A 1,206-nucleotide genomic window follows, 5' to 3' on the forward strand; every position below is an offset into this window, starting at 1 on the left:
GCTGAGTGTTTCTGATATCAGGCACTCTTTTGAATTGAAATACCGGTAAATGGTCGCTTTAGAAAACCCTGTTTCCGCAGTGAGCTCATCCACGCTGGTTCCTTGATAACCATTTCTAATGCAGAGATCTGCCGTCACTTCAATTATCTTTAATCTCTTCTCTTCTTTCTTGCTCATCTTCAATCCCCCAACAAAAGCTCAACAACCTAAAAATAAACTAAACTGTTTCGTATTAAAAGTCTTGACTTATTATTTCTGTGAGCTAATCTCTATTACAAGCAAAACGAAACGAAACAGTTTAGTTCATTCGCGGGAGTTATAATATGTCTATTAAAACAATTGCACTATCTACATTCTTGTTGGTTTCAGCCTCTACTGTGATGGCCGCACAAGGATATGATCATGATGATAATGTCAGCGATCGCTATGCGAATGAACTTCGCCTGAAAGCCTTTGCAGGTGAGCCTGCTTATCAGGTAAAAGTTAATCCACAGCTGTCAGTAGACCGTGACGAGTCAGTATCAACACTGCGTGCCACTGAATTACGTAAGCAAGCATTGGGTGAGCCCGTGCATAACGTTGAGCCATTCGTACAACGTGATCGTGATGAGCAGATATCAACACAGCATGCCACGGAGTTACGCTTAAAAGCCTTTGAAGATAATTCCTTTGCTATGACGCAAGTAGGTAAAACAGGTGGCTATGATTTCTCTTATGACTCTGTAATCGATGATGCTAAAGGTCACTATCGCAATCACCGCTGATTTTCAAAGAACAGAGTTTGAAGGTCGCCACTTGGCGGCCTTTTACGTTACAGGGTAATTAATTATGGTTACCTATAATGTATGGCCTAGCGCTCGTTATCCCCATCTTTTACCTAGTCTAACCACCGAATCTGTGGGTAAATAAATGACCTATTTACCATAATGAGCATTTACCGCGCCAGGTAGAAAGGTCGTCTCTGCCAGCCTTTCCGAAGTCGGTCTGAAAATTAAGCTGTACAAAAAACGTACAGCTGTTATTATCTCACTCGCTCTGTTGTTCAGAGAGTTATTAAATGCAACATCAAGTACAAGTTAAACCTTCAGCTACATCTACGTTATCGTTTTGTACCTCAGTGTTTCCCTTATATTTACCGTAACATTAAATAATTCAACCGCTTAGCACGTCGCATTCTGGCGATTTATTTATTAATTTTTATAAGGG

Annotated in this window: 2 protein-coding genes; one reads left to right on the forward strand and one right to left on the reverse strand. The window is 40.5% G+C overall.

Going from position 1 to position 1,206, the window contains the following annotated elements; translation table 11 throughout:
* On the reverse strand, positions 1-177 hold a 177-nt coding region (locus tag L4D76_RS28570; protein ID WP_428444197.1), incomplete at its 3' end, for a TetR/AcrR family transcriptional regulator.
* Between the two features lie 146 nt (positions 178-323).
* Between L4D76_RS28570 and L4D76_RS28575 the strand changes: the two genes are divergently transcribed.
* On the forward strand, positions 324-764 hold the full coding sequence (locus L4D76_RS28575; RefSeq protein ID WP_428444196.1) for a hypothetical protein: 441 nt from the start codon (positions 324-326) through the stop codon (positions 762-764).
* Positions 765-1,206: the final 442 nt, after the last annotated feature.

It is taken from the genome of Photobacterium sagamiensis (assembly GCF_050337085.1).
In the GTDB taxonomy this organism is placed as follows: domain Bacteria; phylum Pseudomonadota; class Gammaproteobacteria; order Enterobacterales; family Vibrionaceae; genus Photobacterium; species Photobacterium sagamiensis.